A 16,371-nucleotide genomic window follows, 5' to 3' on the forward strand; every position below is an offset into this window, starting at 1 on the left:
CCGCCGGCGAGCTCAGGGTGCTCGCCGCGGACCGCGTCCGGCCGGGGCGCGGAGCCGGACGATCAACGCAGGTCGCGCTTGCGGACCTTGCCGGTGGGGGTGCGGGGGAGCGCGGCGCGGAAGTGGACGTGGCGGGGGACCTTGTAGTTGGCCAGGCGCTCGCGGCAGAACTCCAGCACCTCGCGCTCGGTGAGCTCGTGGCCGGGCCGCGCGACCAGGTACGCCGCGCCCACCTCGCCCAGCCGCCGGTCGGGAACGCCCACCACCGCCGCCTCCGCGACTCCGGGAAGCCGGGCGATCGCCTGCTCCACCTCCGCCGGGTGGACGTTGAACCCGCCGCAGACGTACATGTCCGTCGCCCGGCCGGTGATGGTGAGCGAGCCCCGCCGGTCGACCCGCCCGAGATCGCCGGTGCGCAGCCAGCCGTCCGCGTCCACGGCCGCGGCCGTTCGAGCGGGCTCGTCGCGGTAGCCGAGCATCGTGTTCGGCCCGCGCAGCAGCACCTCCCCGACCTCGCCGGCCGGCAGCGCGCGGCCCCGCGCGTCGGCGATGCGCAGCTCGAATCCCGCGGCGGGACGGCCGCAGGTGGTCGCGACGGTCTCGTCGTCGTCGTCCGCGCGGCACATGGTGGCCACCACCGCCTCGGTCAGGCCGTAGGCCGTGAGCACGGTGCGGAAGGTGAGCTCCCGCCGCATCCGCTCCACCAGGGCGACCGGTACCGAGGCCGCACCGGTCACGGCGAGCCGCAGGCTGGAGAGGTCGTGCTCGCCGCGCGCCGGATCGTCCAAGATGGACTGGTACAGCGTCGGCGGCCCGGGCAGCACCGTGATCCGCTCGCGGCGCACCAGCTCCAGCGCCGCGCCCGCGTCGAACACGGGCATCGGCACGAGCACCGCCGCCCGCAGCAGGCACACCAGGATGCCCGCCTTGTAGCCGAAGCTGTGGAAGAACGGGTTCACCACCAGGTAGCGGTCCGCGCGGGAGACCTCGCCGCGCTCGGCCCAGGCCTCGGCGACCGCGAGCGATTGGCGGTGCGCGCTGAGCACGCCCTTACTGCGCCCGGTGGTGCCGGAGGTGTAGAGCAGGTCGCTGACATCGGTGGGGCGCACCTTCGCGGCCAGCTCGTCCACCCGCGCGGGAACGGGCGAGACGACCGCCGCGCCCCACTCGGTGCAGCCGGGCACCGGTGGCTCCGACCGTTCCACCGGGAGCCGGAGCACCGTGCGCGGCACCGCTTTCCGGTCCGAGCGCAGTTCGGCGATCCGGTCGCGGCCGAGGAAGTTCCCGGCCACCACGAGGGCGCGGGCGCCGCTGCGGCGCAGCACGTCGGCGGTCTCGGTCGCGGTGAAGCGGGTGCTGATCGGCACCAGCACCGCCCCGAGGTGCAGCGCGGCGAGCGCGGTGACGACCCAGTGGTGGGTGTTGGGGGCGTTGAGCGCCACCCGGTCACCGGGGCGCACGCCCTCGGTCAGCAGGAAGCCCGCCACCGCGCGCACCCGGTCGCGCAGCTCGCGGTAGCTCAACCGCACCTCGGCCTCGCCGGAGGGGTCCACCACCGCGGGCTCGGCGCCGTGCAGCTCGGCCGCGCGCTCCAGCGCGGCGGGCACGGTCCGGGGCCCGGCCTCCACGGCGTCAGATCCGCTCGATGACGGTCCCGGTGGACAGGGCCCCGCCGGCGCACATCGTGATCAGCGCGGTCGTGCCGTCCCGGCGCTCCAGCTCGTGCAGCGCGGTGGTGAGCAGCCGCGCCCCGGTGCTGCCGACCGGGTGGCCGAGCGCGATGGCCCCGCCGTTGACGTTGACCCGGTCCCAGTCCGGCCCGTGCACCGATCCCCAGGACAGCACCACCGAGGCGAAGGCCTCGTTCACCTCGAACAGGTCGATGTCCTGGATCGTCATCCCGCTGCGCTCCAGCACCCGCTCGGTGGCCTGCACCGGGCCGTCGAGGTGGTAGTAGGGCTCGGCGCCGACGAGGCACTGCGCGACGATCCGGGCGCGCGGGCGCAGGCCCAGCGCGGCGGCCCGGTCGGCGTCGGCGAGCAGCACGGCCGCCGCGCCGTCGGAGATCTGCGAGGCGGTACCGGCGGTGTGCAGGCCCCCGTCGAGAACGGGTTCCAGCGCCGCGAGGGCCTCCTCGCTGGTGTCCCGCGGGCCCTGATCCCGGGTGATCAGCTGCTCGCCCCCGGGGCGCGGGGCCCGCACCGGGAGGATCTCGCGGTCGAACCGGCCCTCGTCCCGCGCGACTCGGGCGCGCTGCTGGGAGCGGAGCCCGAAGCGGTCGATCTCCGCCCGGCCGAGGCCCCGGCGGGCGGCGATCCGGTCGGCCGCGAGGTACTGGTTCGGCAGGTCGACGTCCCAGGAGTCCGGTCGGGGCCCGCCGATGCCGGTGCCGAGGTTGGCGCCGAGCGGGACCCGGCTCATCGCCTCGACGCCGCAGGCCAGCCCGAGGTCGATCGCGTTCGTGCTGATCAGCCCGGCGACGAGGTGGGCCGACTGCTGGGCCGAGCCGCACTGCGCGTCGATCGTGGTGCACCCGGTCGTCGCGGGCAGCCCGGCGTGCAGCCACGCGGTGCGGGTCACGTTGCCCGCCTGCTCTCCCGCCTGGGTGACGCAGCCGCCGATGACCTGCTCGACCAGTTCGGGAGCGAGCTCCTGGCGCTCCAGCAGGCCGCGCTGCGCGGCCCCGAGCACCTCGGCGGGGTGCAGGCCGGCGAGCCAGCCTCGCCGCTTGCCGATCGGCGTGCGCGCCGCGTCCACGATCACCGGATCGCCCACGGTCCGTCCTCCCGTCCGCGCGAACAACAGGAGATCAAGGTAGAACGTGTTCTCGATTGGAGCAAGGGGTGGGCGAGGCGGTGTGCGGGCGGCCGGAAAGTGGGTCCGATCGGGCGTGGTTCGAGTGGGTAACCGGGGTTTACTTGGCGCGAGCGCTGTGGTTCGGTTCATATAGAACAAGTTCTTTTTATTGATCTCGTGGCTCCGCGCGGACCGCAGGAGGTTGCCGTGGTCTCCCCCCGCATCCCGGCCGGGTTCGACTTCACCGACCCCGACCTCTACGCAGAACGCATGCCGATGGAGGAGTTCGCCGAACTGCGGCGCACCGCCCCGGTCTGGTGGAACCCGGTGCCCCGGGGGCGGACCGGGTACGACGACGAGGGCTACTGGGTGGTCAGCAGGCACGCCGACGTCAAGGAGGTCTCGCGCCGCAGCGACGTGTTCTCCGCCCGGGAGAACACCGCCATCACCCGGTTCAGCGAGGACATGGGCCGCGAGCAGATCGAGATGCAACGGCTGATCCTGCTCAACATGGACCCGCCCGAGCACACCAAGCTGCGCGGCATCGTCTCCCGGGGCTTCACCCCGCGCGCCGTGCACGGACTGCGCGACGCCCTCGCCGAGCGCGCCGAGCGCATCGTGCGCACCGCGTTGGAGGACGGCTCCGGTGACTTCGTCGCCGACGTGGCCCGCGAGCTGCCGCTGCAGGCGATCGCGGAGCTGCTGGGCATCCCGCAGGACCACCGCGGGGACATCTTCGAGTGGTCCAACCAGATGATCGCCTACGACGACCCCGAGTACTCCATCGATCCGGCGTCGGCCGCCGCGGAGCTGCTCGGCTACAGCATGGGCATGGCCGAGCAGCGCCGCGGCTGTCCGATGGACGACATCGCCACCACGCTCGTGCAGGCCGACGTCGACGGGCACGCGCTCAGCGATGACGAGTTCGGCTTCTTCGTGCTGCTGCTGGCGGTGGCGGGCAACGAGACCACCCGCAACGCCATCACGCACGGGATGCGGGCGCTGCTGGACAACCCCGGGCAGTGGGAGCTGTTCAAGGCGGAGCGGCCCGCCACCGCCGCCGACGAGATCGTGCGCTGGGCGACACCGGTGATGTCCTTCCAGCGCACCGCGCTCGCCGGCACCGAGCTGCGCGGGGTGCCCATCGCGCGGGGCGAGCGGGTGGCGATGTTCTACAGCTCGGCGAACTTCGACCCCGAGGTCTTCGCGGAGCCGGAGCGCTTCGACATCACCAGGGACCCTAACCCGCACGTGGGCTTCGGCGGCACCGGCGCGCACCACTGCATCGGGGCCAACCTGGCGCGGCTGGAGATCGACCTGATCTTCAACGCCGTCGCCGACCACATGCCGGGCATCACCAAGGCCGCCGAACCCCGCAGGCTGCGCTCCGGCTGGCTCAACGGGATCAAGGAGTTCCAGGTCCGCTACCGGTGATCAGTCCAGCACGGCGGTGGCCTCCAGCTCGACGAGCATGTCCGGTTCGGCGAGGGCGGCCACGCCGATGCCGGTGAACGGCGGCAGGGCGGTCGCGCCGAGCCGCGCGGCGGCCCGGTCCCGGCCCTCGACGAACAGCGCGTACTTGTCCGGGGTCCAGTCGACCAGGTAGGCGGTCAGCTTCGCCACGTCCGCGAACGTCGCTCCCGCCGCCGCCAGCGCGGTACCGACGTTGAGGTAGCACCGCTCGACCTGGGCGGCGAGATCCCCCGCTCCGATCGGGCCCCCGTCGGCGTTCCGGGCGACCTGCCCGGCGATGAAGACCAGCTTGGAGCCGCTGGCGATCGAGACCTGCCGGTACAGGTCGACCTGGGGCAGCCCGTCGGGATTCACCAGTTCGATGGTCATGTCGGGGGTCCTCCTCGTCCGGACCGGACGATCCGGTCTCTTGTGGTTACTGGCACACCGTAGGAGAGTGGGCGGTGACGTGGAAGAACGCACTTCCCAGTGACCGAGGAACCAGATGGTGACCAAGCAGCTCGCGGGCACTCCCGACGACGCGGACCTGACCCGGGCGGATTCGCTCGCGCGGGAGATCTTCTCCGACATCGCCAACAAGTGGGCGCTCCTGATCATCGACGCGCTGGGGGAGCGGACCCTGCGCTTCACCGAGCTGCGGGCGGAGATCGAGGGCATCAGCCACAAGATGCTCACCCAGAACCTGCGGATGCTGGAGCGCAACGGCCTGGTGGAGCGCACCGCGCACCCCACCATCCCGCCGCGTGTCGAGTACGCCCTCACCGAGCCCGGCCGCGACCTCCGCAAGACCGTCCACTGGATGTGCGACTGGACCCACCAGCACTTCGCGCACATCGAGGAATCCCGCAAGCGCTTCGGCGGTGGCTGAGCGTCCGTGCCGCGGCCTGCGCCGGGGCGCCGGTGGCGGTGCAGCGCGTCGCGGCGGCCGCGCCGCTGACCGGACGCCGATCAAGGGCCGTGCACCGGCGGTGTCGCGCCTCAGGGCCGGTGCAGGGTCTTCATGGCGCGGTCGAACTCCCAGAAGGCGCGCACGGAGCGGAGCAGGCCGTGCTCGTCGATCTGGTAGACGAACACGCCCTCGGCGTCCATGACGGAGCCGTCGGCCAGGTGGGTGCGGATGAAGCCCGTGTTGGCCACCTCGTGTCCGGCGGCGAACGAGTCGAGGACGTGGAACACGAGGCGATCGGCGGTGGAGATCACCGAATCCCAGAACGCCTCGATCCCCGCCCGGCCGCGGTGCCCGAGCCCGGTGGGGTCCAGCGGGGAGACGCCCACCGGGTCCTGGACCACGGCGTCCGGGGCGAACAGCGCCAGCCACTCCTCCTTGGCGCCGCGCACCACCGCGTCCATCGAGGCGCGCGCCGCCCGGCGGGCGGGGTGCTCGGCGGTGGTGGCGATCCACACGACGTCGGGGTGCACGACGACCTCCCTGCTCGGGGGATGACCGGTGCGGTCACCGCGCTGAGAACGAGCGGACGAGCCGCCCGTCCGGGCTCACATCCGGGTGATGACCTTCTCGGCGAAGCGGGCGACCGAGTCGCGCTTGGTGGGGAGGTCGGCGTCGAAGGGGTGGCCGTCCAGCACCCAGGGGACGACGATCGCGTCGGTGACCCCTACCTCGGCCTGCTCCCGGTAGCCGTCCGCGCCGAAGCGGTCCACGCACACCGCCTGGATCTCGAAGGGCTCGTCCTGCCGCCCGAACTCGGCGCGCAGCTCGCCGAGGCGGGCCACCGTCGCCCGGATCTCGTCCAGCCGCATCATCGCCGAGGACCAGCCGTCCCCGCGCAGCGCGGCCCGGCGCAGCGCGCGCTCGGTGTGCCCGCCCACGTAGATGGGCACCGGCCGGCCGGGAGCGGGCGAGACCCGCAGCCGGTCGAAGTCGAAGAACTCGCCGTGGTGCTCGACCATCCCGCCGCCGAGGATCAGCCGCAGCACGTCGATCGCCTCGTCCACCCTCGGGCCGCGCCGCTCGAACGGGGCCCCGCACCACTCGAACTCCTCCGGCGTCCAGCCGATCCCCACGCCGAGGCCGAAGCGGTCCCCGGTGATCGCGGCCACCGAGGCCACCTGCCGGGACAGCAGCACCGGGTTGCGCGGGCCCAGCTTGAGCACCGACGTGTAGAACCGGAGCCGCTCGGTCACCGCGCCCATCGCGGCGGCCGCGACGAGCGGATCCGTCCACGGCGTGTGCTCGTCCCACATCCGCGAGCCGTCCGCCGTGTACGGGTAGGCGGCGGCGACGTCCTCGGAGTAGAACAGCGAATCCGGCAGCGCGATCGCGTCGAAACCGGCCTCCTCGGCCATCCGCGCCAGTTCGGTGAGCTGGTCCAGCGGGCTCATCGCGACGGACAACGTGAACTTCATCGACCCTCCCCCGGCCGGCCGGAGCCGACGACCCACATCGAGAAGTACTGCGAGCCACCACCGTAGGCGTGCCCGAGCGCCAGGCGCGCGCCGTCCACCTGGTGCTCTCCCGCCCGGTTCATCACCTGCATCGCGGCCTCGGCGAACCGCAGCATCCCGGAGGCGCCGATGGGATTCGACGAGAGCACGCCGCCCGAGGGGTTCACCGGCAGCCGACCGCCGATCGCGGTCTCGCCCGCCTCGGTGAGCCGCCAGCCGGCGCCCTCCTCGGCGAATCCCAGGTTCTCCAGCCACATCGGCTCGAACCAGGAGAACGGCACGTAGATCTCCGCGACGTCGATCTCCGCGAGCGGGTCGACGATCCCCGCCTGCTTCCACAGCGCGGCCGCCGCGTCCCGGCCCGCCCGCGGGTTGACCTGATCCCGTCCGGCGAAGGTGGTCGGCTCGGTGCGCATCGCCGTCGCGTGGATCCACGCCACCGGCCGCCCCGCCGCGCGCGCCGCCGCCTCGTCCCCGAGCACGATCGCGCAAGCTCCGTCCGACGACGGGCAGGTCTCGTCGTAGCGGATCGGGTCCCACAGCATCTGCGAGGCCAGCACCGACTCCACCGTGAGGTCGGACTGGCGCACGTGCGCCCAGGGGTTCGCGCTGCCGTTGCGCCGGTCCTTCACCGCGACCATCGCGCCGACGTGCTCCGGTGCCCCGGAGCGGCGGATGTAGGAGCGCACGTGCGGGGCGAAGTAGCCGCCCGCGCCCGCCCCGACCGGCATGCTGAACGGGGGCGTGATCGACAGCGCCCACATCGCGTTGGACTCGGACTGCTTCTCGAAGGACACCGCCAGCACCCGGCGGTGCACCCCGCCCCGCACCAGGCTCGCCGCCACGTTCGCCGTGGAACCGCCGACCGAGCCGGCGGTGTGCACCCGCAGCAGCGGTTTCCCGGTCGCGCCCAAGGCATCGGCGAGCATCAGCTCCGGCATCATGACGCCCTCGAACAGGTCGGGCGCCTTGCCGACGACCACCGCGTCCACGTCGTCCCAGCCGAGCTCGGCGTCCGCCAGCGCCCGGTCCACCGCTTCCCGGCACAGCCCCGCCATCGACACGTCCGTGCGGCGGCTGGCGTGCCGGGTCTGACCGGTCCCGAGCACGGCGGCGATCTGCTTGCCCATCAGGCCTCCATCACGCACACGAGGTTCTGCTGGAGCGCGGGACCGCTGGTGGCGTGCCCGAGCACCTTCGTCGCCGACCCGGACCACACGTGCCGGGCCGCCTCCCCGATCCGGGAGAGCCCGGCCGAGAACATCGGGTTGCCGCACAGCGCCCCGCCGGAGGGGTTGATCCGCACCGACTCGTCCAACCCGATCGCCCGGCGCAGCAGGAGCTCCTGGTGGGTGAACGGCGCGTGCAGCTCCGCCACCCGCACGCCGTCGGCGCCCGCCGCCCGCGCGGCGTCCGATGTGGAGGGTGAGGCCGTCAGATCGCGCCCGCCGAGCTGCGCCGACTCCACCCGGTGCTCCATCCCGGTGATCCAGGCCGGGCGCGCGGAGAGCTGCCGGGCGCGCTCCGCGCTCGCCAGCAGGACCGCCGAGGCGCCGTCGGTGATCGGCGCGCAGTCGTGCGCGCGCAGCGGATCCGCCAAGTAGGGCCGGGCCAGCAGCTCCGCCACCTCGATCCGCCCGCGGCGCTGCGCGTCGGGGTTCCGCTCGGCGTCGGCGCGGGAGCGCGCGGCCACCTCGGCGAGGTCCTCCTCGGTGAACAGCCCGGCCTCCAGGCCCAGCCTCGCCTGCAACCCCGCCACCGCCACCGAGTCCGGCCACAGCGGCGCGACGAAGTACGGATCCAGTTGCAGCGCGAGGGTGCGCCGCAGGTCCCCGGCCGAGGACTTGCCGAACCCGTAGACCAGCGCGGTGTCCACCTCGCCGGTGCGGATCTTCACCCAGGCCTCGTAGCAGGCCCAGGCCGCGTCCATCTCGACGTGCGACTCGTTGATCGGGGGGAAGGCGCCGATCGCGTCGATCGCCGCGATGAACGAGAACGCCCGGCCCGCCAGGTAGTCCGAGGATCCCGAGCACCAGAACCCGACGTCCTCCTTCGCCAGCCCCGCCTCGCCGAGCAGCCGCTCGAAGACCGGCACCAGCATCTCGACGCCGTTGCTGGTGCCGGAGGTGGCGCGGACGTTCGGCGCCTGGGCGAATCCGACCACGGCGACGTCGCTCTCGGACATCCTCGCTCCCTCTCGGTCACAGGTGGTGCGCGTAGGACTCGAACGGCGCGTCGGGCTCGCCGGACGGGCGGAAGTGGTCGATGTTCTGCAACGTGGTGTCCCACTCCGCGCGCGGTTTCCACTCCGCCCGCACCCGCATCCCCATCCGGACCTCGTCGGCCGCGCAGCCCAGCACCAGGTGCAGGAAGGCGATGTCGGCGCCGTCCAGCAGCACGTAGGCCGCGACGTACGGGGGCTGGATGCGCTGGCCGAGGAACGGGACGTTGACGATGCAGAAGGTGGTCACGATCCCGGTGTCGGGCAGCTCCACCTCCTCCGCCGTGGGAACCCCGTCGGTGGGGCAGGCGCCGCGCGGCGGGATGTAGACCTTGGCGCAGGCGGGGCAGCGCTGGCCCAGCAGCCTGCCCTCGGCCAGCCCGCGCAGGTACCGGCTCTCCTCGGGGGAGGCGGAGTGCCGGTAGTGCAGGTGGATCGGCGCGGTCAGCGAGGTGACCGGATCCGGGTTCGCGGGACCCGCCGGGGGATCGGGCTCGTCCCGGTCCTCCTCGGGCACGAAGCGGGCGATGTCCCGGATGGTCCCGGCGGGTTCGGCGACCCAGCGGGCGCGGACCCGCATCCCGGTCCGCATCCGCTCCGGCGAGCCCGCGTCCACGGCGTGCAGCAGCGAGGTGTCCGCGCCGTCCAGGCGGATCAGCGCCCAGGCGAACGCGCGGGCCAGCGGCTGGCCCTCCAGGGGAGCGGGGTTCCAGGTCCAGCTGACCACGGTGCCGGTGGAACCGACGTCCACCAGCTCGTCGAGCGGCTGGAACGTGCCGGGGTCGTGCTCGACGGCGGGGACGTGCACCCGGCCGTCCGAGCCGCGAACCCCGGTGATCCGCCGCTGCCGGAGCCCGGCGGCGAAGCGGCCCAGCACGGCTCCCAGCGAGCGGGTGTAGTCGAAACCGACTTCCAGCGGTGCGCTGAGCGGTTCGGAGGTCTCAGTCACGCCGTTGAGTGAAACATGTTCTCGTCAAAGCGGCAACGCGCGGAGCACGATGGGAGGAGGCGCGGCCACCCGGCCGCGGCAGGACGGGAGGAGGTCCGCCGTGCGGATCGGACTGCAGCTCGGCTACTGGGGCGCGGCGCCCCCGGACCGCGCGGGGGAGCTCGTCGCCGCGGCGGAGTCCGCCGGCTTCGACGGCGTTTTCGCCGCCGAGTCCTGGGGATCCGACGCCTTCACCCCGCTGGCCTGGTGGGGCGCGAGCACCGAGCGGGTGCGGCTCGGCACGTCGGTGGCGCAGCTGTCCGCCCGCTCGCCGGCCTCGTGCGCGATGCACGCGCTCACCCTCGACCACCTCTCCGGCGGGCGCTGCGTGCTCGGGCTCGGCGTCTCCGGGCCGCAGGTGGTGGAGGGCTGGTACGGCGGCCCGTTCGCGAAACCCCTGGCGCGGACCAGGGAATACGTCTCGATCGTGCGTCAGGTGCTGGCTCGGGAGGCGCCCGTGCGCAACGACGGCCCGCACCACCCGCTGCCCTACGGCGGGCCCGGGTCGCTCGGGCTCGGCAAGCCGCTGCGCCCGATCACCCACCCGCTGCGCGCGGACCTGCCGATCTGGCTGGGCGCCGAGGGGCCGCGCAACGTCGCGCAGACCGCGGAGATCGCCGACGGTTGGATCGCGGTGTACTTCTCGCCCCGGGTCGCCCCGCTCTACGAGGAATGGCTCGCCGACGGGTTCGCGCGGCCCGGGGCGCGCCGCGACCGCGCCGGCTTCGAGGTCGCCGCCACCTGTCAGGTCGTGGTCACCGAGCACGCCGCCGCCGCGAAGGAGCAGGTCAAGCCCTCGCTGGCGCTCTACGTCGGAGGGATGGGCGCGGCGTCGATGAACTTCCACGCCGACCTGTTCCGGCGGATGGGCTACGGCGAGGCGGTCGAGGAGATCACCGCGCACTTCCTCGCCGGGCGCCGCGCGGACGCCGTGGCGGCGGTTCCGGACGAGCTCGTCGACGAGGTCGCCATCATCGGCGACCGGGAGCAGGTGCGGGCGGGCGTGCGCGCCTGGCGGCGGGCGGGGGTGGACACCCTGCTCGTCGGTTGCCGGGACGTGGCCGCGGTGCGCTCCGTGGCGGACGCCGTGCTCGGTGCGGGGGACGAGGCCTTGCCGTCTTGCTGAAACACGTTCTAGCTTGGTGGTGACCGCAGGAGCCTGGGAACGGGAGTGCGACGTGACCCCCATCGGACTGTGGAACATCGCGGCGGACCAACCCGACCGCACCGCGCTGGTCGCCCCGGACGGCTCGGAGGTCGGCTACGGGCGGCTGGCCGCCGAGGCCGACCGGATCGGCCGCGGCTGGCAGGCGCTGGGCCTGGAACCCGGCGACAGCGTCGTGCTGCTGCTGCCGAACGGGGTGGAACTGCTCGCCGCCTACTTCGCCGCCGTGCAGACCGGGCTCTACGTGGTCACCGCCAACTGGCACCTGGTCGGCGCGGAGATCGGCTACGTCCTGCGGGACAGCGGCGCCGAGGCGTTCGTGGCCCACGAACGCTTCGCCGCCGCCGCCTCGGAAGCCGCCGACGAGGCGGAGCTGGGCGCCGAGCGCCGCTTCGCGGTCGGGGCGGTGCCCGGCTTCCGCCCGCTGGACCAGCTCGGCGCGGACGAACCGGCCGCGCGCCCCGAGGTCCGCACCGCCGGGTCGCCGATGCTCTACACCTCCGGGACCACCGGGCGCCCCAAGGGCGTGCGGCGCGCGCTCACCGGTGCGGACCCCGACGAGGTGCCGGTGCACTCCCGGTGGTTCTTCGGCATCTTCGGCCTGGAGCCGTTCGACGGCCACGTGCACCTGTGCGGCTCGCCGCTCTACCACACGGCGGTGCTCAACTTCGCGAGCATCTCGTTGCAGCTCGGGCACCGCGTGGTGCTCGTGGACCGCTGGGACCCGGAGCTGATGCTGGCGCTGATCGAGCGGCAGCGGGTGACGCACACGCACATGGTCCCCACCCAGTTCCACCGGCTGCTCGCGCTGCCCGAGGAGGTCCGGGCCCGCTACGACGTCTCCTCGCTGCGCGCGGCGATTCACGGGGCGGCCCCCTGCCCGATCGAGGTGAAGCGGCGGATGCTCGACTGGTGGGGTCCGGTCGTGACCGAGTACTACGCGGCCACCGAGGGCGGCGGCACGGTCATCCCCGCGCGGGAGTGGCTGGCCAAGCCCGGCTCCGTCGGCCGCGCCTGGCCCGGCTCGGTGGTGCGGGTGCTCGACGACGCGGGCGCGGAGGTGCCGCCGGGGCGCGAGGGCCAGGTCTACATGCGGATGGGCAGCTCGAACTTCGAGTACCACCAGGATCCGGAGAAGACCCGTCGCGCCCGGGTCGGTGACCTGTTCACGCTCGGGGACGTGGGCTACCTCGACGACGACGGCTACCTGTACCTGTGCGACCGCAAGAGCGACATGATCATTTCGGGCGGCGTGAACATCTACCCGGCGGAGGTCGAGAACGCGCTCTCGGTGCATCCGAAGGTCGCCGACATCGCGGTCTTCGGCGTCCCGCACGCGGACTGGGGTGAGCAGGTCAAGGCCGTGGTGCAGCCGGCGGAGGGTTGCTCGGGCGGGCCGGAGCTCACCGCCGAGCTCCTGGAGTTCGCCGCCGGGCGGCTGGCGAAGTTCAAGCTGCCGCGCGCGGTGGAGTACGCCGCGGAGCTGCCCCGCGATCCCAACGGCAAGCTCTACAAGCGCAAGCTGAAGGAATCCTCCTGATCGGCCCCGCGCGGTGCGGGCGGGTGGCGGAGCCTCGGCGGTCCGCCGGCCTCGGCTCCCCGCCCGGCGGGTGCGCTTCCGCGCCAGCGGCTCCACCGCTGCGGAGGCGGGGATCGACGAGTGCGGCGCTCCCGGTCAGGCGCCGCGGAAGTCGGGGGTGCGCCGCTCGGCGAAGGCGCGGGGGCCTTCCTTCGCGTCCGCGCTGCGGAAGACCTCCAGGCCGAGGGCGGTGTCGACCTGGAAGGCCTCGTCCTCGGGCATTCCCTCGGTCTCGCGCATGGTGCGCAGGACGGCGCGCACGGCCAGCGGTCCGTTGGCCGCGACCGCATCGGCCAGCTCCAGCGCGGTGCTCAGCGCCTCGCCGTCGGGTACGACCCGGCCGATCAGGCCGATCCGCGCGGCCTCCTCGGCGCTGAGGTGCCTGCCGGTCAGCAGGATCTCGGCGGCGAGGGCGTAGGGGATCTGGCGCGGCAGCCGCACCGCCGAGCCGCCCAGCGGGAACAGGCCCCACCGGCACTCCGAGACGCCGAACCGCGCCCCCCGCCCGGCGACGCGGATGTCGGTGGCCTGCAGGATCTCGGTGCCGCCCGCGATCGCGGGTCCCTCCACGGCGGCGATGAGCGGCTTGGTGAGCCGGCGCCCCTTGAGCAGCGGTTCGATCACCGACAGATCGCGGCCGCCGGTGGTGTCGCCGGGGTGGCTGGTGGTCATCGCCTTGAGGTCGGCGCCCGCGCAGAACGCGCCGCCCGCCCCGGTGAGCACGCAGGCGCGGATCCCGTCGTCGCCGTCCACCTCGTCCCACGCCTCCTTCATGATCGACATCATCTCGGCGGAGAGCGCGTTGCGGGCGTGCGGGCGGTTCATCGTCACCACCAGCACCGCCCCGCGTCGTTCGACGAGGCAGTCCAGGGCGGAGTCGGGCGCGGTGGACATCGGGTTCCCTCCCGGAATCTGTTGCGGGGCAACGTGAACCGATCGGCCGTTGTCGAGAACAATAACATGTTCTACTTTCGATCGGGTGGCGCACAACATCGCGGATCTCTTCGAGCACGCCGTCGACCTGACACCCGAGCGCGTCGCCGTGATCTGCGGCGAGCACCGGGTCACCTTCGCCGAACTGGAAGACCGGTCCAACCGGCTCGCCCACCACTGGGCGAGCCGGGGGCTGGGCCGGGGCTCGCACGTCGGCGTCCACACCCGGAACCGGATCGAAGCGCTGGAGGCGATGCTCGCCGCCTACAAGCTCCGCGCGGTCGCGGTCAACGTCAACTACCGGTACGTGGCGGCCGAGCTGCGCTACCTCTTCGAGGACGCCGACCTCGCCGCCCTGGTGCACGAGCGCCGCTACGGCGACCGGGTCGCCGAGGCGCTGCCCGCGGGCGTGCGCGAGGTGCTCGTCCTCGACGACGGCAGCGAGCTGGACTGCGCCGGACACGGCGCGACCCCCTACGAGGCGGCGCTCGCGAACTCCTCGCCCGAGCGGGACTTCCCGACCCGTTCCGGGGACGACCTCTTCCTGCTCTACACCGGGGGCACCACCGGGAACCCGAAAGGCGTGATGTGGCGCCACGAGGACGTCTGGCGGACCCTCGGCGGCGGCATCGACTTCATGACCGGCGAGGCCGTGACCGACGAGTGGCAGCAGGCCACCGAGGGCGCGGCCGGCGGTGGGCTGGTGCGATTGCCGGCGGCGCCGTTCATCCACGGGGCCGCGCAGTGGGCCGCCTTCGGCAACCTGTTCGCGTGCAGCACCGTGGTGATCCTGCCCGAGTTCGACCCGGACGAGGTGTGGCGGGCGATCGAGACCCACGGCGTGCACGTCCTGGCCATCACCGGGGACGCGATGGCGCGCCCGCTCATCGAGGCCTACCACCGGGGCGGCTACGACGCGGGCGCGTTGGTGGCGATCTCCAGCAGCGCCGCGCTGTTCTCGCCCGCGGTGCAGGAGCAGTACCTCGACGCGCTGCCGAACGTGGTGCTCACCGATTCCATCGGCAGCTCCGAGACGGGTTTCAGCGGAATCGGGGTGCTCAGCAAGGACGGTCGGCGCACCGGCGGACCCCGGGTGCGCGCCGACTCCGCGACGGCGATCATCGGCGCGGACGGGCGGCCGCTGCCGCGCGGCTCCCGGGAGGTCGGGCTGCTGGCCCGCTCCGGGCACGTCCCGCTCGGCTACTACAAGGACCCGGACAAGACCGGTTCGGTGTTCGTCGAGGTCGACGGCACCCGCTACGTGGTGCCGGGCGACTACGCCCGCTACGAGGACGACGGCACCGTGACGATGCTCGGCCGCGGCTCGACGTCGGTGAACACCGGGGGCGAGAAGGTCTACCCGGAGGAGGTCGAGGGCGCGCTCAAGGCGCATCCCGACGTCTTCGACGCCCTGGTGTTCGGCGTCCCCGACGAGCGGCTCGGCCAGTGCGTCGCGGCGGTGGTGCAGACCCGCGACGGCGCCGCCCCGGCCTGGGGCGAACTGGAGGCGCACGCCCGCGAGCTGATCGCGGGTTACAAGGTGCCGCGCAAGCTGTGGCTGGCCGAGCGGGTGCACCGCTCGCCCAGCGGCAAACCCGATTACCGCTGGGCCGCCCGGTACGCCGGGCGGCACGAGCCCGACGCCGTGCGCGCCGGAGCCGCCCAGCGCCCCGCCGCGTCCGACGCGGCAGAGAGGACCACCTGATGCGCACCGCCCTCTGCGACCGGCTCGGCATCGAACACCCGATCGTCGGCTTCACGCCGTCCGAGCACGTCGCGGCCGCGATCAGCCGCGCGGGCGGGCTGGGGGTGCTCGGCGCCGTGCGGTTCAACGACGCCGAGGAGCTCGACGCCGTCCTGGACTGGATGGACGAGCGCACCGGCGGCAGGCCCTACGGCGTGGACGTGGTGATGCCGTCGACCGTGCCGACCGAGGGCTCCGGCGTGGATCTCGCCGCGATGGTCCCCGAGCAGCACCGGGAATTCGTGCGCGGAACCCTGAGCAGGCTCGGCGTACCGGAGCTGCCCGCCGGGGAGGGGCGCCGGGACGCGGTGCTGGGCTGGCTGCACTCGGTGGCCCGCTCGCACGTGGACGTCGCGCTGCGGCATCCGATCGCGCTGATCGCCAACGCGCTCGGTTCCCCGCCGCCGGACGTCATCGGCCGCGCCCACGAGCAGGGCGTGCTGGTCGCCGCGCTGGCGGGCAAGGCCGAGCACGCCCGCAGGCACGTCGAGCAAGGCGTGGACCTCGTCGTGGCGCAGGGCCACGAGGCGGGCGGGCACACCGGCGAGATCGCCACGATGGTGCTGGTGCCGGAGGTCGTGGACGCGGTGGGGGAGCGGGTCCCGGTGCTGGCCGCCGGCGGCATCGGCTCCGGGCCCCAGGTGGCGGCCGCGCTCGCCCTGGGCGCGAGCGGGGCGTGGATGGGCTCCTACTGGCTGGCCACCCGGGAATACGCGATGACCACCGGTGACTCGGCGGTGCAGCGGGCGCTGCTGGCGGCGGGGTCCTCGGACACCGTGCGCACCCGCATCTACACCGGCAAGCCCGCCCGGCTGCTCAGGACCCGCTGGACCGAGGCGTGGAGCGAACCGGACGCTCCCGCCCCGCTGCCGATGCCCCTGCAGAACATCCTGGTCAGCGAGGCGCACCAGCGCATCAGCCGCGCCGACGACCCGGAGGTGGTGGCGATGCCGGTGGGGCAGGTCGTGGGGCGGATGAACGAGGTGCGCGGCGTCGACGAGGTGATGTCGGACCTGGTGAGCGACCTGCACGCGACGGTGGCGCGGTTGGCGGACCTGAGCTGACACCG

At 73.5% G+C, this 16,371-nt stretch carries 15 protein-coding genes; 6 read left to right on the forward strand and 9 right to left on the reverse strand.

Going from position 1 to position 16,371, the window contains the following annotated elements; translation table 11 throughout:
* Positions 1–62 precede the first annotated feature (62 nt).
* The gene (locus ACL03H_RS18290; RefSeq protein ID WP_412812478.1) at positions 63–1,628 is read right to left on the reverse strand and encodes a FadD3 family acyl-CoA ligase; all 1,566 of its coding nucleotides are present in this window, start codon (positions 1,626–1,628) and stop codon (positions 63–65) included.
* 4 nt (positions 1,629–1,632) lie between these two features.
* Entirely contained in the window at positions 1,633–2,775 is a 1,143-nt protein-coding gene (locus ACL03H_RS18295) for a steroid 3-ketoacyl-CoA thiolase (RefSeq protein ID WP_412812479.1), read from the reverse strand.
* Positions 2,776–3,003: 228 nt separating this feature from the next.
* On the opposite strand from ACL03H_RS18295, the gene ACL03H_RS18300 reads away from it, so the two are divergent.
* A complete protein-coding gene (locus tag ACL03H_RS18300) occupies positions 3,004–4,230 on the forward strand; it encodes a cytochrome P450 (protein WP_412812480.1) in 1,227 nt (408 codons plus the stop codon).
* On the opposite strand, the gene ACL03H_RS18305 is transcribed toward ACL03H_RS18300, so the two are convergent.
* On the reverse strand, positions 4,231–4,638 hold the full coding sequence (locus ACL03H_RS18305; protein WP_412812481.1) for a RidA family protein: 408 nt from the start codon (positions 4,636–4,638) through the stop codon (positions 4,231–4,233).
* Between the two features lie 115 nt (positions 4,639–4,753).
* On the opposite strand from ACL03H_RS18305, the gene ACL03H_RS18310 reads away from it, so the two are divergent.
* Positions 4,754–5,137, forward strand: a complete 384-nt coding sequence (locus ACL03H_RS18310; RefSeq protein ID WP_412812482.1) for a winged helix-turn-helix transcriptional regulator — start codon at positions 4,754–4,756, stop codon at positions 5,135–5,137.
* A gap of 110 nt (positions 5,138–5,247) precedes the next feature.
* Here the strand turns inward: ACL03H_RS18310 and ACL03H_RS18315 are convergent, their stop codons facing one another.
* The 5 genes from ACL03H_RS18315 to ACL03H_RS18335 form a co-directional block, all read right to left on the reverse strand.
* The gene (locus ACL03H_RS18315) at positions 5,248–5,688 is read right to left on the reverse strand and encodes a nuclear transport factor 2 family protein (RefSeq protein ID WP_412812483.1); all 441 of its coding nucleotides are present in this window, start codon (positions 5,686–5,688) and stop codon (positions 5,248–5,250) included.
* Positions 5,689–5,763: 75 nt separating this feature from the next.
* Positions 5,764–6,633, reverse strand: a complete 870-nt coding sequence (locus tag ACL03H_RS18320; RefSeq protein ID WP_412812484.1) for a TIGR03619 family F420-dependent LLM class oxidoreductase — start codon at positions 6,631–6,633, stop codon at positions 5,764–5,766.
* Complete coding sequence (locus ACL03H_RS18325; RefSeq protein WP_412812485.1) at positions 6,630–7,802, reverse strand: thiolase domain-containing protein; 1,173 nt, start codon at positions 7,800–7,802, stop codon at positions 6,630–6,632. Before ACL03H_RS18325 ends, ACL03H_RS18320 begins: the two co-directional genes overlap by 4 nt.
* Positions 7,802–8,857 (reverse strand): thiolase domain-containing protein, encoded by a 1,056-nt coding sequence (locus tag ACL03H_RS18330; protein WP_412812486.1) that lies wholly within the window; start codon positions 8,855–8,857, stop codon positions 7,802–7,804. Before ACL03H_RS18330 ends, ACL03H_RS18325 begins: the two co-directional genes overlap by 1 nt.
* 16 nt (positions 8,858–8,873) lie before the next feature.
* Positions 8,874–9,842, reverse strand: coding sequence for a Zn-ribbon domain-containing OB-fold protein (locus ACL03H_RS18335; protein WP_412812487.1), 969 nt, complete (start codon positions 9,840–9,842; stop codon positions 8,874–8,876).
* A gap of 100 nt (positions 9,843–9,942) precedes the next feature.
* On the opposite strand from ACL03H_RS18335, the gene ACL03H_RS18340 reads away from it, so the two are divergent.
* On the forward strand, positions 9,943–11,007 hold the full coding sequence (locus ACL03H_RS18340; RefSeq protein ID WP_412812488.1) for an LLM class F420-dependent oxidoreductase: 1,065 nt from the start codon (positions 9,943–9,945) through the stop codon (positions 11,005–11,007).
* A gap of 52 nt (positions 11,008–11,059) precedes the next feature.
* Complete coding sequence (locus ACL03H_RS18345; protein WP_412812489.1) at positions 11,060–12,586, forward strand: acyl-CoA synthetase; 1,527 nt, start codon at positions 11,060–11,062, stop codon at positions 12,584–12,586.
* 135 nt (positions 12,587–12,721) lie between these two features.
* Here ACL03H_RS18345 and ACL03H_RS18350 read toward each other — a convergent pair whose 3' ends face one another.
* Entirely contained in the window at positions 12,722–13,519 is a 798-nt protein-coding gene (locus ACL03H_RS18350; protein ID WP_412812490.1) for a crotonase/enoyl-CoA hydratase family protein, read from the reverse strand.
* A gap of 85 nt (positions 13,520–13,604) precedes the next feature.
* Here ACL03H_RS18350 and ACL03H_RS18355 point away from each other — a divergent pair, with 85 nt between their 5' ends.
* Positions 13,605–15,263, forward strand: coding sequence for an acyl-CoA synthetase (locus ACL03H_RS18355; RefSeq protein WP_412812491.1), 1,659 nt, complete (start codon positions 13,605–13,607; stop codon positions 15,261–15,263).
* Positions 15,263–16,366 (forward strand): NAD(P)H-dependent flavin oxidoreductase, encoded by a 1,104-nt coding sequence (locus ACL03H_RS18360; RefSeq protein WP_412812492.1) that lies wholly within the window; start codon positions 15,263–15,265, stop codon positions 16,364–16,366. The genes ACL03H_RS18355 and ACL03H_RS18360 overlap by 1 nt, the downstream gene beginning before the upstream one ends.
* Positions 16,367–16,371: the final 5 nt, after the last annotated feature.

Origin of the sequence: Saccharopolyspora antibiotica, from assembly GCF_047200635.1 — a bacterium.
GTDB lineage: Bacteria > Actinomycetota > Actinomycetes > Mycobacteriales > Pseudonocardiaceae > Saccharopolyspora_C.